This is a genomic window from Mesorhizobium alhagi CCNWXJ12-2 (assembly GCF_000236565.1).
Classification (GTDB): Bacteria; Pseudomonadota; Alphaproteobacteria; order Rhizobiales; family Rhizobiaceae; genus Allomesorhizobium; species Allomesorhizobium alhagi.
The window spans coordinates 56,411-70,893 of sequence record NZ_AHAM01000125.1; the positions used below are offsets into that span (position 1 = coordinate 56,411).

The 14,483-nt window shown below is 63.0% G+C and carries 17 protein-coding genes and 1 pseudogene; 6 read left to right on the top strand and 12 right to left on the bottom strand.

Translation table 11 applies throughout. From position 1 onward, the window contains the following. Nucleotides 1-191: 191 nt before the first annotated feature. Genes MAXJ12_RS14845 through MAXJ12_RS14855 form a run of 3 tightly spaced genes read left to right on the top strand, consistent with a single transcriptional unit; the run spans nucleotide 192 to nucleotide 2,282 of the window. Complete coding sequence (locus MAXJ12_RS14845) at nucleotides 192-1,175, top strand: glycosyltransferase family 2 protein (protein WP_008836720.1); 984 nt, start codon at nucleotides 192-194, stop codon at nucleotides 1,173-1,175. Further along, nucleotides 1,175-1,867, top strand: coding sequence for a class I SAM-dependent methyltransferase (locus MAXJ12_RS14850; RefSeq protein WP_008836721.1), 693 nt, complete (start codon nucleotides 1,175-1,177; stop codon nucleotides 1,865-1,867). Before MAXJ12_RS14845 ends, MAXJ12_RS14850 begins: the two co-directional genes overlap by 1 nt. Then, nucleotides 1,845-2,282 carry a GtrA family protein gene (locus MAXJ12_RS14855; protein WP_008836722.1) on the top strand — a complete coding sequence of 146 codons (438 nt, stop codon included), beginning with the start codon at nucleotides 1,845-1,847 and terminating at the stop codon, nucleotides 2,280-2,282. The genes MAXJ12_RS14850 and MAXJ12_RS14855 overlap by 23 nt, the downstream gene beginning before the upstream one ends. Here the strand turns inward: MAXJ12_RS14855 and MAXJ12_RS14860 are convergent. The 5 genes from MAXJ12_RS14860 to MAXJ12_RS14880 all read right to left on the bottom strand — a co-directional run bounded on the left by MAXJ12_RS14860 (nucleotide 2,227) and on the right by MAXJ12_RS14880 (nucleotide 6,573). Continuing rightward, on the bottom strand, nucleotides 2,227-2,931 hold the full coding sequence (locus MAXJ12_RS14860) for a hypothetical protein (RefSeq protein WP_193364356.1): 705 nt from the start codon (nucleotides 2,929-2,931) through the stop codon (nucleotides 2,227-2,229). The two genes, MAXJ12_RS14855 and MAXJ12_RS14860, sit on opposite strands and share 56 nt — an antisense overlap. Beyond that, nucleotides 2,918-4,075, bottom strand: coding sequence for a hypothetical protein (locus MAXJ12_RS14865; RefSeq protein WP_139043901.1), 1,158 nt, complete (start codon nucleotides 4,073-4,075; stop codon nucleotides 2,918-2,920). The genes MAXJ12_RS14860 and MAXJ12_RS14865 overlap by 14 nt, the downstream gene beginning before the upstream one ends. 167 nt (nucleotides 4,076-4,242) lie before the next feature. Further along, nucleotides 4,243-5,154 carry a DMT family transporter gene (locus tag MAXJ12_RS14870; RefSeq protein WP_008836725.1) on the bottom strand — a complete coding sequence of 304 codons (912 nt, stop codon included), beginning with the start codon at nucleotides 5,152-5,154 and terminating at the stop codon, nucleotides 4,243-4,245. Between the two features lie 54 nt (nucleotides 5,155-5,208). After that, nucleotides 5,209-5,967, bottom strand: a complete 759-nt coding sequence (locus MAXJ12_RS14875; protein ID WP_008836726.1) for an arginyltransferase — start codon at nucleotides 5,965-5,967, stop codon at nucleotides 5,209-5,211. A gap of 135 nt (nucleotides 5,968-6,102) precedes the next feature. Continuing rightward, on the bottom strand, nucleotides 6,103-6,573 hold the full coding sequence (locus MAXJ12_RS14880) for an RDD family protein (protein ID WP_008836727.1): 471 nt from the start codon (nucleotides 6,571-6,573) through the stop codon (nucleotides 6,103-6,105). Between the two features lie 345 nt (nucleotides 6,574-6,918). Between MAXJ12_RS14880 and MAXJ12_RS14885 the strand changes: the two genes are divergently transcribed. Further along, nucleotides 6,919-8,835: an ABC transporter ATP-binding protein/permease gene (locus MAXJ12_RS14885; protein WP_008836728.1), complete on the top strand. Its 1,917-nt coding sequence runs from the start codon at nucleotides 6,919-6,921 to the stop codon at nucleotides 8,833-8,835. A gap of 62 nt (nucleotides 8,836-8,897) precedes the next feature. On the opposite strand, the gene MAXJ12_RS14890 is transcribed toward MAXJ12_RS14885, so the two are convergent. The 4 genes from MAXJ12_RS14890 to MAXJ12_RS14905 form a co-directional block, all read right to left on the bottom strand. Further along, nucleotides 8,898-10,142 carry a sensor histidine kinase gene (locus MAXJ12_RS14890; RefSeq protein ID WP_008836729.1) on the bottom strand — a complete coding sequence of 415 codons (1,245 nt, stop codon included), beginning with the start codon at nucleotides 10,140-10,142 and terminating at the stop codon, nucleotides 8,898-8,900. A gap of 3 nt (nucleotides 10,143-10,145) precedes the next feature. Continuing rightward, nucleotides 10,146-10,847, bottom strand: a complete 702-nt coding sequence (locus tag MAXJ12_RS14895) for a response regulator (protein WP_008836730.1) — start codon at nucleotides 10,845-10,847, stop codon at nucleotides 10,146-10,148. A gap of 40 nt (nucleotides 10,848-10,887) precedes the next feature. Beyond that, nucleotides 10,888-11,448 carry a Spy/CpxP family protein refolding chaperone gene (locus tag MAXJ12_RS14900; protein ID WP_008836731.1) on the bottom strand — a complete coding sequence of 187 codons (561 nt, stop codon included), beginning with the start codon at nucleotides 11,446-11,448 and terminating at the stop codon, nucleotides 10,888-10,890. 190 nt (nucleotides 11,449-11,638) lie between these two features. Then, nucleotides 11,639-12,700 (bottom strand): LacI family DNA-binding transcriptional regulator, encoded by a 1,062-nt coding sequence (locus MAXJ12_RS14905; protein WP_008836732.1) that lies wholly within the window; start codon nucleotides 12,698-12,700, stop codon nucleotides 11,639-11,641. A 170-nt stretch (nucleotides 12,701-12,870) separates the two neighbouring features. Between MAXJ12_RS14905 and MAXJ12_RS39635 the strand changes: the two genes are divergently transcribed. Both MAXJ12_RS39635 and MAXJ12_RS37665 read left to right on the top strand, forming a co-directional pair. Further along, on the top strand, nucleotides 12,871-13,005 hold the full coding sequence (locus MAXJ12_RS39635; protein WP_280113328.1) for a hypothetical protein: 135 nt from the start codon (nucleotides 12,871-12,873) through the stop codon (nucleotides 13,003-13,005). A 44-nt stretch (nucleotides 13,006-13,049) separates the two neighbouring features. Continuing rightward, on the top strand, nucleotides 13,050-13,193 hold the full coding sequence (locus MAXJ12_RS37665) for a hypothetical protein (protein ID WP_008836734.1): 144 nt from the start codon (nucleotides 13,050-13,052) through the stop codon (nucleotides 13,191-13,193). Nucleotides 13,194-13,300: 107 nt separating this feature from the next. Here the strand turns inward: MAXJ12_RS37665 and MAXJ12_RS14915 are convergent, their stop codons facing one another. The 3 genes and pseudogenes from MAXJ12_RS14915 to MAXJ12_RS14925 form a co-directional block, all read right to left on the bottom strand. Beyond that, on the bottom strand, nucleotides 13,301-13,669 hold the full coding sequence (locus MAXJ12_RS14915) for a HepT-like ribonuclease domain-containing protein (protein WP_008836735.1): 369 nt from the start codon (nucleotides 13,667-13,669) through the stop codon (nucleotides 13,301-13,303). Next, complete coding sequence (locus tag MAXJ12_RS14920) at nucleotides 13,669-13,965, bottom strand: nucleotidyltransferase family protein (RefSeq protein ID WP_008836736.1); 297 nt, start codon at nucleotides 13,963-13,965, stop codon at nucleotides 13,669-13,671. Before MAXJ12_RS14920 ends, MAXJ12_RS14915 begins: the two co-directional genes overlap by 1 nt. Before the next feature lie 46 nt (nucleotides 13,966-14,011). Next, nucleotides 14,012-14,483: pseudogene (locus tag MAXJ12_RS14925) on the bottom strand (porphobilinogen synthase); the annotation flags it as partial.

The following is a 14,483-nucleotide window of genomic DNA, read 5'->3' on the forward strand; positions in this document are numbered from 1 at the left end:
GCGACCGCTGGTAGTCCGTCCGCAAGGTAGCCGATCGTTGTTGGTCATGATCGCCGGTCGGCAAATCGAATAACTGACCGAGCACGTACCCGGAACCGGGAACTTTTTAGCGAATATTCCATTGCTGTTGCGCCGACTGTCAGGCTGCACCAACGGACGGGATAAACGTGTCGCCCCCACGATACTCGCTCGTGATTCCTATCTGCAACGAGGAAGAGGTGCTGCCTCGACTGATCGGGCGGATAAAGTTGCTGCTTCGCCGGCTGGACGGCGAGACCGAGGTGATCTTCGTCGATGACGGCAGCCAGGATGGAAGCGTCGGCTACCTTCGAGAGATGATTGCCGCCGAGCCGGGCTTCCGTCTGGTCGAGCTTTCCCGCAATTTCGGACATCAGATCGCGATTACGGCAGGCATGGAAGCCGCCAGGGGCGACGCCGTCATCGTGATGGACGCCGACCTTCAGGACCCGCCGGAGGTCGTGCTCGATTTGGTGGCCAAGTGGAAGGAAGGCTTCGAGATCGTTTATGCGCGGCGTGTCAGCCGGCAAGGGGAAACCTGGTTCAAGCGATTCACCGCACGTCTCTTCTACCGCTTGCTGGAGCGCATGACGCCGGTTCACATTCCGCGCGATGTCGGCGACTTCCGCCTGGTGGGCCGCAATGCCTTGGAAACCTTCAAGCACATGCCCGAACATGATCGTTTTGTGAGGGGCATGTTCGGCTGGATGGGATTCAAGCAGGCCGCCGTACCGTTCGAACGCCCCGCGCGAACAGTGGGTCAGACCAAATACCCCTTCTGGAAGATGATGCATCTTGCCATCCACGGCATCGTCAGCTTCTCGGAAAAGCCGCTGCATCTGGCGCTCTGGGCCGGATTGGCCATTTCAGCGCTTGCCATGGTGTTTGGCGCTTACGCGATGTTTTCCTGGATCTTCGAGACAGGAGTTGTTGCCGGCTGGACGTCCGTCGTGGTGATCGTCTCGCTCCTCTCCGGCATCAATCTCTTCATGATAGGAGTGGTCGGGCTCTATGTCGGCAGCATCCATGCCGAAGTGAAACGCCGGCCTCTTTATGTGGTCGAGCGGACAGCGGGGTTCGAGGAGCCGACCCCCGCTGCCGTCTCGGGTGAAAGCCACCGAGTCCTTTCGCTGAGCAAAGATCGGAAGCTCGGCTGATGGCCAGCCTGTTCGACGAGTATCGAGACAGCTACGGGCAGGCGGTCGAGGGATCGATCCGGTTTTCCGGGCTGCGGCATGATTTCTTTCTGAAGGCAAAGGCCGACCTGCTGCGACGCGTGATCGTCGAGCGCGGCCTCGGGCGGGACGGCGCCGGCGTGCGGGCGTTGGACGTCGGCTGCGGTATCGGTTCGCTTCATAGGCATCTCGGGGGCGCCTTCGCGAGCCTGGACGGCTGCGACGTCTCGGAAGAATCGATCCTCCGCGCACGCCGGGGCAATCCCGACGTCGCCTATAGCGTCTGTCGATCCGCGCTGCTGCCCTATAACGATGGCGCCTTTGATCTGGCCTTCGCCAGTTGCGTCCTCCACCATGTCCTGCCGGAAGCCTGGCCGGATTTCCTCCGGGAGATGCGCCGCGTCCTGCGGCCGGGAGGTGTTGCCTGCATTATCGAGCACAACCCCTGGAATCCATTGACGCGCCTCGCCGTCCTGCGATGCCCTTTCGACAAGGACGCCGTGCTGCTCCGTGCCGCCATGACCGAGACGCTCTTTCGTGCAACCGGATTCGGGGAAATTCAGTCGGAGCATTTCCTGCTTTGGCCGCGGGCCGGCCGCCTGGCCCGAAAACTCGAGCGCTCGCTGGGCGCTTTTCCCCTGGGGGCGCAATATGCGTGCAGCGCGCGCGCCTAAAAAACACCTGGGCGCCGGCCTGGGGCCGAAGCTCCTGATGCGCTTCGGTCTGGTCGGCATCGCGGCTACGGCCATTTATGCCGCGCTCGCCATCGTGTTCATGAACCGGGAATGGGTCGGCTTGACCGCCGTCCCGGCCTCTCTCGCAGCCTATGCCGCGGCTGCGCTGTTTTCCTATCTTGCCCACAAATCGGTGACCTTCATGTCGCGAGGGCCGCATCGGACGGAGGGGCCACGCTTTCTGCTTCTGACGGCGACGGGTCTCGCGGTCGCCTATTTGGCGCCTGCGCTGCTGACGGGCATATTCGGCCTGCCGGGCATCGTCCCCGTGCTGGTCACATGCATCCTGATCCCGGCACTCAATCTCCTGGTGCTGGACCGGTGGGTGTTTGCGGAGCGGAAGTCCGATCCGTAGCGCCACCATCGGCAACGTCCAACCTGAACGACACCAGCTTGATCGCGCGGTCATAGATGTTGCTTGCAACCGGCGTCTGCCGGATAGAGTCGGGATAGTCGAAGGCCATGTCGAGCGCTTCCGCCCCGGCGAGAACCGCCTGCGGGACCACGAAGGAGACTTTCTGAGGCGCTTCGCCCGAGAGCGTTGTTTCATGCACGCGAACGCCATTCACCGATATGATCACCCTCTGAGTGATTTGCGGCGGGCGAAGCATCGGAGCCATTTCCAGCGTGGCGGTTAGATCGCCGGGGATTTCCGGGATTTTCACGCGGAGCCGCGAGGCCTCGCCCAGGGAATGCGTGCCGTCGCCGGTCGGCCCGGTCCAGCCGCACACCTTCATGCTGTCGGCGCGTTTCATCCTCTCCCGCTGTTTTCCCAGGTGCAGGAATGAAATCGTTTCGCCAAGGCTGTAGCTGCCGATGCGGTCGCGGTTGAGGCACGTGGTCGTCTCGTCGATATAGAAGGCGCGGTAGTCCGGATGGACCTGCGGATTGAGAGCCAGCCCGAGGATGGCGACCTCGCTGCCAGCCAGCAGCGTCGCCAGCGCATAGAAGCCGACGAAAGCTGCGCGCCCATATGGCGGCATCGGAAAGCTAGACCAGGGCAAGGTAGCCTCTCATCCAGGCGATCATGGTGAAATAGCAGGTGGCGGGCAGCAGGACCAAGGCCGCATAAAAGGTCGCCCTGTGTGCCGCAAGCAGGGTCATGGCCAACAGGACCAGCGGCGCCAGCCCCACGACATACCGCACCATCGAAGCCAGGTTCGTCAGCAGCGGCAGCACGATGCCGAGCGTGCAGAAAAGCGCGGCGCCATACTGCCTGCGAAACGCCAGGACGGCCGAGAGCGCCAGCCCGGCCACGCAGGCGAATGCGCTCCACTGCGGCGAAGTCGGCAGCCATCCTGTCGCCGGTGTGGCTGAGAACGCGTCCCACAGGAACTGGAGCGGATTGCCCGTCGCCCGCCCGAAGGCGCGCTGCACATGGACGAAGGCGAAGCCATCCCCAACGGTGAGATGGAGATACAGCATATAGGCAAAGAGGCCGGCAGGCGAGATCAGGATGGCGACGAGGAGATCCGGCCGTGAAAGCACAAGGCGAGGGAAAGACAGGACCGGTCCGCCCCGCTTCCGATGCTCCTGGAACATCTGGATCACCGTTGCGAAGACGACGAAGACCCCGACGAGACGCGTGGCCGACAACAGCGCGGAGAAAACGCCTGCTGCCAGATAGCTGGAGCGTTTCAGCGCCAGAAAGACACACGACGTCAGGAGCACGAATAGGGGCTCCGAGAGGAAAGTGGTGAAATAGAAGGAGAACGGACCGCTGAGCAGGAAAGCGCAATAAAGTATGTAGGCGCGCATGTTCCTGTCGAGCAACTGCCACGATACCAGGCAAGAGGCGTAGCTGAGTGCGATGGACGTGGCGATTGCGACGATGGCGGTGGGAAACGGGAAAACAGCCCTGAGCCCCGCAACCAGCATCGGATAGAGCGGGAAAAAGCCCCAACGCCCGACATTGCTCTCGCCGGGGATCGGAAAGCCTTCGTAGCCTTTCTCGGAAATGCCCACATACCAGGAGCAATCCCACCTGCACAGCGATTGAATATAAGGCTGCAGGCTATGGTCAGGCCAGACTACGGTGAATGCGGCATAGCGGATGACAATTCCGCTGATGACGAAGAAAAGCGGGACCACCGCTATGGCCAGTGCTGTGGAGCGGCCGGTGTTCTCGCGCGCAACGTCATCCAGCACCAAGTCTGCCTCTCTGCCATTTTCGAGTTGCCGGCGCCGTTCATCGCCAGAATCAACAAGTTACGCTGGTGAGTTCAAAACGTTCCTTTTTCATCACAAATTGCGAGCGCGGCCTCTGTCTTTCAAACCGTACCCGGCGCACCAACTCCACGTAACTTCATCTTGCGTCAGCTAAGGGGCGCCGGGAAACGAAGGGAATTGGAGCGACCAATCTCACGCGCCACTTGATTGAGCTGCCAGAGCGAATGCACGATGAGCGTGACGACCAGGATCGCGCCGCCGATCAGGCTGTTCCTGGACGGGATTTCGGCGAAGATCATCCACACCCAGACCGGCGCGAGCACGGTTTCGAGAAGATAGAACATCGCCACTTCCGGGCCGGAAATGTATTTGGGGCCGGTGGCGAGGCAGAAGAAGGCGATGGGCATGATGACGCCACCGTTGAGAATGATCCACCAGGGAGCCTCGACCTGGAAGCCGGTCTTCTGAACCATGACCACAGCGAGCACAAACGGCAGGAGCACCGCAACGAGCGCGGTAAATCCCATGTCCTTGCCGCTGGCGCGGGAAACCGTGATCGCCGAGGCGAGGAACAGGGAACTCGCCAGAGCCATCAGATCACCGAACAGTTGGCCGGTGCCGATCGAGTCGCTGACGATGACCAGCACGCCGCCGGTCATGAGGACCATGGCGATCAGTGTTGCGGTGCGCGGCCGTTCGCCGAGCACCAGCCAGGAGAGCAGCGCGGCGAACATCGTGTTGAAGACAAGGATGAAGACGAGGTTGGCGGTCGAGGTGTGAAACACGGCGGTGATGAAGCTGATGGAGCCGAGGCCGTAGAACAATGCGACAGCAAGTCCGGAACGACCGGGCACCAGCGGCGGGGCATTGCCGCGCAGCCAACGCCAGGCAAGCCAGATCAGCAGCGTCACGGCAAGCGTCGTGGAACTGCGCAAAAGCAGGATGGTCCAGTGATCGCCGCCGGCAAGGCGTATCAGCGGGATATCGACTGTAAGCGTCAGACCGCCGAGCGCGGTCAACGCGAAACCCTTCGCGTGATTGGACGAACTGGCGAACACGTAAAAACGGCTCCGGAAGGTAGGGAGATGGTGCGACGGACTTGTCGAAGCCGGTCAGACAGCCTCGTGCTCGTAGCGCTCCCAGCCCCTCGGGCCGAGATGCTCCTGCGGCATGAAGCGCACCTTATAGCTCATCTTGCGCGAGCCATTGACCCAATAGCCGAGATAGACATGGGGCAGGCCGGCGGCGCGGGCGCGCGCGATGTGGTCGAGGATCATGAAGGTGCCGAGCGAGCGATCCTCGAAGTCCGGATTGAAGTAGGAATAGACCATGGACATGCCGTCGGCCATCTTGTCCGAAAGTGCGACGGCGATCAGCTCGCCCTGCCCCCGGCCGGTGATGAAACTGTCCGGCCCGCGCTTGCGGTATTCGATGATCTTGGTATCGACGTGGGTATCCTCCACCATCATGGCGTAGTCGAGCACCGTCATGTCCGACATGCCGCCCTTGCGGTGGCGGGCGTCGAGATAGCGCCGAAACAGCGAATATTGCTCGGTTGAGGGCTCGGCGTCGTGCATGGCGCCGATCAGGTCGGAATTGCGCTGGATGACCCGCCGCATGTTCTTCGTCGCCTGGAACTCGCCGGCAAGGATGCGCACCGAGACGCAGGCGCGGCAGGATTCACAGGCAGGCCGGTAGGCAATGTTCTGCGAACGGCGGAAGCCTCCCTGCGTCAACAGGTCGTTCATCTCGGGAGCCTTGTCGCCGACCAGGTGCGTGAACACCTTCCGCTCGAACTGGCCTTCAATATAGGGGCACGGCGAAGGCGCGGTCAGGAAGAATTGGGGCGACTGTGTCGTATGGTGCGTCATGGCGCGTAGGTTAGGCTCCCGCGAACAACACTACCATGGCCCCAGCAGCGAAAAATTCAACTCAATATTCCTGATCGCTATTGTGATCGCTGTCGGCGATGCGGCGGGACCGTTCGCGGTGCGCCAAACGCCATGTCAGCGGTCTGCGCGCGTGACCACGGTGCCGAGCAGCAGATCGTGAACGGCGCGCTTGCGGTCGGTGAACAGCGTCGCAAGCAGGATCAGCGGCGTCAGCACGACATTCAGCCCCCAGAACAGAACGGAATGGACCACGGCAAGCATGCCGTCGACACGGCTGCCGTCCAGCCTGTCGAGGCGAATGCCCATCATGCGCATGCCGACCGTGGCCTGGTTGGGGCCGCCGAGCGTGTTCCAGACATAGACGAGCGCCACCGCCGGCACGAGAATGCTGAACAGCATCCAACCAAGGCCGAGCGTCAGGATCCCGAAGATGGCGATCAGTATCGCGAAGGGAATGACGAGGATTGCGACGATCATATAGTCGATGCAGAAGGCGAGCACGCGCCGGGTCAGTACGCCGTCATAAGCGCGCACGTCGTCCAGCCGGGTCGCGATGATCTCGCCGTCGAGTGCCTGGGTACCCATTGCCTTTCCTTTCGATAACGCGGTGCCATTTGCGCGTCCGTCGCACCCGGAAATGGTGAAAAGCCGCAAAAAATTCAAGGTCTCCTGTTGGTGCGGGAAGCCTTGATTCGGCACGGCAAAGCAGACCCGAAAGGCAGCGCCGCGATCAAGAATGACCGCAACCCGGCGCGTGGAAGCAGATAAATCGATTTGAAAATGGCCGAATCGTGTTACCTTAATGGCAAAAAAGGGGCCTTAAAGGGTGGGTACGCTGTGATTCGGGCGGGTGTCGCAAGACCTCGGCCAAGGCTTATACGCAGATGGCGCGGCAGGGCTAATTCCCCTTCATTGACGCCGGTTTCCTCGATGTGCGGCTTCTGGGGCCTGATGCGGGCCTACTGGTTGTCGAACCGGTGGAAGGAAGCCTGGACGCTGACGGTGGTGATCGCGCTGTTCACTGCGGCATCCAGCAAGACCAGCGTATGGATGGCCGAAGCCTCCGGTGAACTCGTCAACTCGATCGCCTATTTCCATGATCCCGGCAACGCCAACCCGCTGGCCACGGTGCTCGGCAATGCCGGCCTGCTGGTCCTTCTCGTCATCCTCAAGGACGCCGGCATCATCGGTGTCCGGCACCTCTTCTCGACGACCCTCCACCGCAAATGGCGCGGCTGGCTGAACGGCCGCTTCAACGAAGCCCTGCTCGACCCCAACCACACCCACTTTCACCTGCAGCATGGCGCCCGCGATCAGGATGGCGCGCCGCTCGCCCCTCCCGACAACATCGACCAGCGCGTGCAGGAGTCCATCAAGGGCATGACCGGTGGCGCGATCGGCCTGGCAATGGGCGTCATGGGCGTCGCCACCTCGCTGTTCTTCGTCGGCCAGAAGCTGCTCGAAACCTCCACTGTGGTCGCCGGCCTCGAATTTCTGGGCGTCTATGGCGGCGCGATCCTCGCCTTCGCGGCCGTCGCCGCCTACGTGCCGCTGAACACCTTCGTCGCCCTGAAGCTCGGCCGAATACTCGAGCAACTGACCATCTCCATCCAGCGCGCCGAAGGCAGCTACCGCAGCGAGTTGACCACGCTTCTTCGCCGTAGCTTTCATGTAGCGGCCGCGCGCGGCGAAGTCGTGCAGAAGGAGATGCACGCCAACCTCTACACCGACATCGACCGCACCTGGTCGCGCCTGAACTGGTTCCACTCGGGCTACATGTCTTTCGAGAAGATCTACGATTTCCTCGGCGCGCGCATCGTCGCCTACGGCCCGGGGCTGTTGCCCTACATGCACGAAAAGATCAGCCTGAAGGGCTACATAACCGGCGCCGAACTGGTCAATTCGCTGATCAGCCAATGTTCCTGGTTCATCCATGTCATGCCGGCGATCGCGACGCTGAAAGCCAACGCCAGGCGCGTGAGCGATCTCGCCAGCGCCATCGAAAAAGTGCAGCGGCCGGCCGAATTCTACAGCAGCACCGGGCGGTGCGATTTCCGCTTCGGCAGCCAGCATGCAGTGTTCGGGCTGGCGGTCCGCGATCTGGAGCTGCTGCACGAGGGCGACCAAGAGGCGCCCTTCGTCACCGCGGCCAATCTGCGCTTCCGCCGCGGCGAATGGACCTTCATGAAAGGCGAATCCGGCTGCGGCAAGACCAGCCTCCTGAAGGCGATCAACGGGCTGTGGCCGCATGGCGGCGGCGACGTCGTCTTTCCCGAAGGCGTCCGCTCCTTCTATGCGTCACAGGATATTAGGCTGTCGCGGGTGTCGCTGAAGCAGCTCGTCTGCCTGCCCGAGAGCCATCTCGGCCATTCGGACGCCGCGACCGCATCGGCCCTGCACAAGGCCGGCCTGGGCGAATTCATCGAATTTCTAAGCGAACCCTGCCGCGACGGAAAATGCTGGGACGAGGTCCTGTCGGGCGGGCAGAAGCAGAAGCTTGTGCTCGCGCGCATCCTTTTGCATCGGCCGGGCCTGCTGTTCCTCGACGAAGCGACGGGCGCGCTCGACGTCGGCGCGAAAACCGCCTTCCACCAGGCGATCAAGGACAATTGCCCCGGCATCACGGTGATCAGCGTCATGCACGAAGCCTCCCCGCCGAAATCGGCGACCGGAGAAGAGTTCTACGATAGCGTGCTCAGCATCGCAGACGGCGTCGCGGTCAAGCATCCGCTTCGCACCATGCTTCCGGCCGAACTCACGACGATCCTCGAACAGCCGGTCGCGGCAAGCAGGTTGGGAATTCCACGTCTGCGCCGAAAGGACGGGACCGGCCAGCCCATCGGGTAACTGTGGGGCGTCGAGGAGACCTCGGTGCCGCGCTCGCGCAGCCAGTCGAGCGCCCGCCGACATCAAGATGTGGCCGGAAACGTGACGACGAAGCAGGCGCCGTCGCCGGACGGCAATTCGTGGCGCACGGTTGCGCCGTGATGCAAGGCGATCTGGCGCACCAGCGACAGGCCGAGGCCCCAGCCGCCGGCCGTCTCGCTGCGGCCCTTTGGCCGGAAGAACGGCTCGAAGACGCGCTCGCCGGTTCCTTCCGGCAGGCCCGGCCCGTGATCGCGCACCTTGAGCACCACCGAGCCGCCTTCAGTTCCCACATGTGCGGTGACGGGCGGAGCGCCATGTCTCTGCGCGTTCTGCATGAGATTGCGAACCAGCCGCGTGAGCAGTGTCGGGTCGCCCGACACGACGCCCGGTTCGCCTGAGACGTCGACGCCGGAGCGCGCGCCTTCCTCGGCCGCGAGCGCCAGCAGATCCACCGGCTCCACGCTTTCCAGCTTCTCGATATGATCAAGCCGGCTGGCAAGCAGGATTTCCTCCACCAGCGCGTCGAGTTCGGCGAGGTCGCGCACGATCTCGTCTCGCACCGGGCCGCTCTGTGCGTCCGCATCGAGGTCGACCGCCATGCGCAGGCGCGCAAGCGGCGAGCGCAATTCGTGGCTGGCATTGGCAAGCAGCGAGCGGTGCGCGGCAAGCAGCCGCTCGATCTGCTCGGCGGCGCGGTTGAAGCTCGCCGCCACCGCCGCCACCTCGTCGCTGCCGCGCACGGAGACGCGCGTGTCGAGAGCGCCTTCGCCCCAGCGATCCACACCCTGGCGCAACGCTTCAAGGCGGCGCGTGAGGTGGCGCACGACCGGAAAGGCGGCAAGCCCTATCGCCGCGGCGATCAGCGCGAGATAGGCAAGAGGCGTGCGGCCGACCGGGCCGAACGGCATTCTCAGCCGCGCCGCGACCACTCTTCCATCGGGCAGCCGGCTGACCAGCAGGTGATGCCCGCCGGGGTGCATCCTGCGCCGCAATCCGATCTCGTCCTGGGGGACCGGCCGGCCAGCCGCTGCAAGCAGCCGGCCCTGCGGGCCGTAGACGGAGATGTCGGCATCGAAGGCGGCGGAGAGGCGCTGCACCGTCGCCTGCAGCAAAGCGGGATCGGAGTCTGCCGGCAGCATCGCCGCGATGAACGCGTCGCGCCGGCCGCTCCAGCCGGCATGTTCGCGTTCCATGCCCATGCGCACGAATATCCCGCTTGCGATGGCCACGACCGCGAGGCTGGCCAGGACAGTGAGATAGATCTTGACGAAAAGGCTGCTGCGCATGGCCTATCTGTCACCATCCTGGAAACGGGCAAAGACATAGCCCGCGCCGCGCACCGTGATGATGCGGCGAGGATGTTTCGGATCGATCTCGATCGCGGCGCGGATGCGCGAGACGTGCACGTCGATCGACCGGTCGAACGCTTCCAGCTCCTCACCCTTGACCATGTCCATGAGCTGCTCGCGCGACAGCGTGCGACCGGCATTCTCGGCGAGCGCTACCAAAAGGTCGAACTGGTAGCTGGTCATCGGGCAGTCGCGCCCATCGACGCGGGCAGAGCGCGACGCAGGGTCGATCTCCAGCCGTCCGAAGCGCAGAATGCGCGGCGAGGCGTTCGCGCCGGCATTGCGGCGGCGCAGGATCGCCTTCAGCCGCGCCAGCAATTCGCGCGGATTGAAAGGTTTCGGCAGGTAATCGTCGGCGCCGATCTCCAACCCCACGATGCGGTCGGTCTCGTCGCCTCGCGCCGTCAGCATCAGCACCGGCACATCGGAGCTCGCGCGGATGCGCTTGAGCGCCTCGAAGCCGTCCATGTCGGGCAGCATGACGTCAAGAACCACGGCATCAGGCGACAGCCGCGCGATCTCGGCAATGCCTGCGCCCGCCGTTTCCGCCGCTCGCACGCGAAAGCCGTTGCCCGTCAGATATTCCGCAAGCATGGCGGACAGGCGCCTGTCGTCGTCGACAATAAGAACCTGGTCCGCCATGCCCGTTTATGTGCTCCGATTCGAACCGTGCCGGTACAGCTTACCAGCGGCGGTGCCAGCCGCGATCCTCGAAATGCTCGACCAGTTCCGCGCGCTGTTCGGCCGTCAGCACCTCGGCGGCATCGAGCAGCGCCGTCGTCAGCTTGCGCGAGGCTTCGTCGGCCGCCGCGACACGCTCGGCGCGCAGCTTCTCCGCCGCCTCGCGGTCGATTGTTCCTGCGCCGAGCAGCTTGGCGACATCGTCTCGTGTGTCGCGGAAGCCGCGCATGATCGGGCGGACATCGTCATGGAGCTTGTCCATGATCGCCTCCAGCTTCTCTTCCTGCTCGGGTGTAGCGTCGATCTCCTCGAGCATGCGCTCGAAGCGGTGCCCGCCGAAACCCATGCCGTGCCGGAAATTGGCCTGCATGTGCATGCCTGGTCCGCCGCCGCCCCAGCCCATGCCGAAGCGCTGCATGCGCTCGTAGTCCTGGCTGAGCGCGCCAGCGACGCCGGCGCTGGCAAGCGCCGCTATAGCAATGCCGACTATGGCGATGCGCTTGCCCCAGCTCTTCTGCGGGGCGCCGGAGGGGTCGGCCGGTTCCGGATGGTTCGTTTCCATGATGCTGGTCCTTTCGCTAAAGCGGCATCTCTGCCGCGACAGGGCCAGACTAGAAGCGCAACGTTTCGGCCGTTGCGGGTGAATGTAAAGTTGTGTGAAGCCGGCAAGGCTCTATTGCGGCGGGGAAGCGGGAGTGTTGCGGAAAGATAATCGGCGCGGTCGCCCATCCGCCCAGACGCCCGAACCGCGGTTAACTGCCGGAAGGAGGCGGCGCCGTTGAGCCGCGCACGATGAGTTCGACATCCAGGGTTTCCCGCCGGATCGTTCCGTCGAAGCCGAGAATGGTCTGCACGGCCCGGCGGCCGATCTCGACGATGGGCTGGGCGATGGTCGTCAATGGCGGGGTGGAGACGGCGCTTTCCGGCACTCCGTCGAAGCCGATCACCGATACCTCGCCGGGAACCTCGATGCCGCGCTCGCGCAGCCAGTCGAGCGCCGCCATCGCCATGCGGTCCGACATCGCCAGAATTGCCGTCGGCGGCTCCGGCGAGGCGAACAAATGCTCCATGCCGGCGCGGGTGGATGCTTCGTCGTTCTCGGTTTCGTAGATCGGGACCGCTTTTACGTCGATCCCATGCGTGGCAAGCACCTCGAAATAGCCGCGGATGCGGTCGCGTGTACCCGAATAGATGGCGTTTTGCGCACGCTCCAGGGTAGTCGGCCCGTAGCCGGTCTCGATGGTCGGCAGCGCGAGAACGGCGAAGCGCCGGTGGCCGAGTTCGGCAAGGTGCCGGGCCGCCATGCCTGCGCCGGCGACGTCGTCGACGCCGATCGTGGCGACCGTGTCGTCATGCTCGGCGAAATCCAGGGTCACGAAGGGCAGCTTTCGTTCACGGGTCAGTTCGACCAGGCGCGAACCACCTTCCACGCAGAAGACGATGAAGCCGTCGACGAGCGCGCTCTGGATGTTCCAGGCGAGCTGTTCCTTGTTGGCCGCCGAGACCAGCGATATCCCCGCGCCAGTGGCGTCGCACTCTTGCGATATTCCCGACATGACGGTGCGCGCGAACGGATCGTCGAAGAAATAGGAAAGCGGCTCGGCAGTCGCCACGCCGATCGCGTTGACCTTGCCGGCGCGCAGCAGCCGGCCCTTCGGATCCGGGCCGGCATAGCCGAGCTTGCTTGCAGCAGCGAATACGCGTTCCCTCACCTCGTCCCGCACGATTTCCGGCCGGCTGAACACGTTGGAGGCGGTTCCGTGCGAAACGCCGGCCTCCCTGGCCACATCAGCAAGCCTGACCGGTCTCGTCATTTGTTCTCCTTGCCGTCATCGGGCACTGCTTGGAGCTACAGATAGCATAGCGCTTGGATCGATTCAAATTTTGCTTGACATCGTCGCTGCCGATGCTATTTTTTGAATCGATCCAACCGGAGGCACCGCCCTGCGGATTGGATCGATTCAAGCTGAAAGCGGAGGTTGCCATGCATCCCGTCAACTACCTGTTCGAGGACATCTACCGGAACCATTGGGGCATACCGGAAGGCAGGTCGCATGAGCGCATGCGCTGGTACGGCTCGCGCCGGAGACGCTCGACCCGCGACGCAGCCGCTATTTGACAGGCCGTTCGTTGAATCGATTCAAGCAAATAAGGGAGGTTGCCATGCACCCCATTCACTTTCTGTTCGAAGAGATCTACCGCAAGCATTGGGGCATCCCGCGCCCGAAGCACGACGAGGATGCGCTGAAGGAAGCACCGGTGCGGCCGCGCATCCACCCGCTACAGCGCCTGCTTCGGCTGCCTTGAGGATGGCGGGGGCCGTTCTTGCCTAGTAGGCGACTGCCGTCGGGATTCTCCTGCGTTTTCGCCCAATGAGGCTGAAGCAGCTTCCGATATGTTCGCAGGCCAAAGAATCACGATTCGGAAGTTTGGTTACCGTTGGCGAGCGATTCGGAGATGATTTCCATGGCGGAGCGTAACGCGGGCAAGCTGTCGACGACCACGGCCCAGACAATCGGGTCGGCGATCTTGTGATATTCATGCCGCAGCACGTTGCCTATGCCACGAACTTGCTTCCAGGGAACGTCCGGAGCAAGCGCAAGCAGATCGTTAGGTATGTGACGAGCAGCTTCGGAGATGATCTCCAAGCCGCGCTGGACGCCATGCTTCAACAGCCAGTCAGCCTGAAATTCTTCAAGCGTCTTGCCAGCGGTCGCTGCCTCTATGCCGTCGAGAGCCTCCAGGATTTCCGTCAGGATGGGGCCAATCTTGCGCTTAGCCATCAGAACACGCGGACGGCCGAGCGCTCGATGTCTTCCTTCAGCATCGGATGGAGACTGTCGCGTGTCGTGACGTCCACCTCCACCGCCATCTCCTCTTCGAGCAGTTGCTTTATGGCGATGAGATCGAGCAGGGAAAACCGTCTGCTGGTATCATAGTCGATGAACAGGTCTAGATCGCTGCGCTCTGATGTTTCGTCGCGAGCAGTCGAACCGAACAGGTAAAGCGCGGTGGCGCCCATGCCTTTCACAGCGTCCGCGCTTTTCCGCAACTTGCTGATTGCTTCGATCTTGTTCATGCCCACATCCTACAGCAACGCAGCGCTCTGATATAGAACGAGTGCCCTATCCTCGCAGCAACTCCGCCACTTCCGGCGCGAAATAGGTCAGGATGCCGTCGCAGCCGGCGCGCTTGAAGGCGAGCAGGCTTTCCAGCATCGCCTTCTCGCCGTCGATCCACCCATTGGCGCTCGCCGCCTTGATCATCGAATATTCGCCCGAGACCTGGTAGGCGAAAGTCGGCATCGAAAACTCGTCCTTCAGCCGGCGGATGATGTCGAGATAGGGCAGGCCGGGCTTGACCATGATCATGTCGGCGCCTTCCAGAATGTCCTGCTCGGCCTCGCGCACCGCCTCGTCTGAATTGGCATGGTCGAGATAATAGGTCTTCTTGTCGCCCTTGAGCAGGCCGGCGGTGCCGACCGCCTCGCGATAAGGCCCGTAAAAGGCGGAGGCGAACTTCGTCGCATAGGACATGATCGCCACATCCTGGAAGCCGTTGGCGTCGAGCGCGTCGCGGATCGCTCCGATGCGTCCG